The following is a 1,836-nucleotide window of genomic DNA, read 5'->3' as shown; positions in this document are numbered from 1 at the left end:
CCGATAGGGTCAGCTCCGATTCCTGCCATGGTGGCACGCAACCCCTAGCCAAAAAGGTGCGGGGCGGGCAAGGGATGCATACAGATGCACTTGCCTTGCCCGCCCCTTAGGGTGAATTGCTGTGGTCGTCTCAAGCTGTCGACGACCATGCTGCTGCTGGTATTGCTGGTATTGCTGGTGTTGCTGTATCCGTCTCCCACTGCTTGACGGCCTGGTATTGCTGGTGTTGCTGTGGTCGTCTCAAGCTGTCGACGACCACGTATTGCTGGTGTTGCTGTGGTCGTCTCAAGCTGTCGACGACCACGTATTGCTGGTGTTGCTGTGGTCGTCTCAAGCTGTCGACGACCACGTATTGCTGTATCCGTCTCCTACTGCTTGACGGCCCGGTATTGCTGCAACGGTGCTTCCCCCTCGACAATCAACTACAACTACTTTGAACGGGGGAACTTCCGTTCTCTTTTTCTTACGAGAAAAAATATAACCACTCTTTTAAATCTCGTCAAGTCGACTTTGGACGGTCTGAGGTCGATCGCATTTTGCGGTTGGCTCGGGGAGCGACCAACCTTGTGTCTAGCAATGGTTCAGCGGCACGTCTCCTACAATCGGGAAACCGCGCAAACCCCAATCGTGTCCACCAAACCGGGCTCGCTCCACCAGAGCTCCGGATGGTTTTAGGTTTGTTGGGGGTGGCGGGTGTCAGGGTTGGTGGCGGCCTGGGTGTGTCTTTGTGTTCCGGTTCGGTCCGGGTGGCGTGTGAGTTTGTCTTTGAGGGCCGTGTTTTCGGTTTCCAGGGCTAGGACCAGGCGGATGCCGGAGAGGTTGAGCCCTTGGGCGAGGAGTTCTGCGATCCGTCGCAGGGTCACCAGGTCGTTCTCGCTGTATCGGCGCGTTCCCCCGTCGGTGCGCCATGGTTCCAGGAGTCCCTTGCGGTCGTAGAGGCGAAGGTTTTGCTGGCCCGTGCCCACGAGCTCGGCCGCGACGGAGATCGCGTACACCCCGCGTGCCCGCGGATCCCGGATCACCATGCCTCGCGCCCCTCCCTTCCTTGCCTTTTGGCTTCGAAATTTGAGGCCTGCGAAAAACCTCTTGCACCAGTGTGGCAGACGTGTTATAAAAAATCTATGCCATCCACAACAGGTAATGGCATGGGCCAACAAGGAGAGATTGCATCAAGTGACACTGACGAGGAGTGATTTAGCCATGTTGATGCGTACAGACCCGTTCCGTGATCTCGACCGCCTTGCCCAGCAGGTGCTGGGCACACCGGCCCGTCCTGCCGCGATGCCAATGGACGCGTGGCGTGACGGGGATATTTTCAGGGTGGAGTTTGACCTGCCGGGGGTGAGTCCGGACTCGATCAGCCTGGATGTGGAACGCAATGTGGTCACCGTTCGGGCCGAACGTCCCGCCTTGGACGGGGAGAAGGAGATGCTCGCTTCCCAACGGCCGCGGGGCGTGTTCAGCCGCCAGCTGGTCCTGGGGGAGAACCTGGACACGGAGAACATTCAGGCCAGTTACGACACCGGCGTCCTGAACCTGCGCATCCCCGTGGCCGAGCGCGCCAAGCCGCGCAAGATCGCCATCACCACCAGGGACGATGAACGCCAAGCCATCAACGCCTGAACCACATCAACGCCTGAACCAAGCAAACGCATTCCTGATAGCACCCTGATAGCTGTACGACCCCGAAAGGAGGACAACGCAGAGACGAGATAGGTATTCTCCCCGACAGGGAGGGCAGAGCAACTGCCCCACAGAAACAGAAACAGCAATCGTATCACGCGGTAGTCAGCGCCGCAGCGACCAATACGCACCAAGAGGCGCGTACCAAAGAAG

General features: G+C 58.7%; 2 protein-coding genes. One reads left to right on the top strand and one right to left on the bottom strand.

Features of this window, described 5'->3' with window-relative positions:
• Positions 1-671: 671 nt before the first annotated feature.
• Positions 672-1,025, bottom strand: a complete 354-nt coding sequence (locus AAGW05_RS18455; RefSeq protein WP_411806019.1) for a MerR family transcriptional regulator — start codon at positions 1,023-1,025, stop codon at positions 672-674.
• 175 nt (positions 1,026-1,200) lie between these two features.
• On the opposite strand from AAGW05_RS18455, the gene AAGW05_RS18450 reads away from it, so the two are divergent.
• Complete coding sequence (locus AAGW05_RS18450) at positions 1,201-1,623, top strand: Hsp20/alpha crystallin family protein (protein WP_411806018.1); 423 nt, start codon at positions 1,201-1,203, stop codon at positions 1,621-1,623.
• Positions 1,624-1,836: the final 213 nt, after the last annotated feature.

It is taken from the genome of Arthrobacter sp. LAPM80, assembly GCF_046736435.1.
Lineage (GTDB): Bacteria > Actinomycetota > Actinomycetes > Actinomycetales > Micrococcaceae > Specibacter.
Note: the sequence above shows the minus strand (reverse complement) of the source record. Positions and strands in the feature narration are given on the sequence as shown.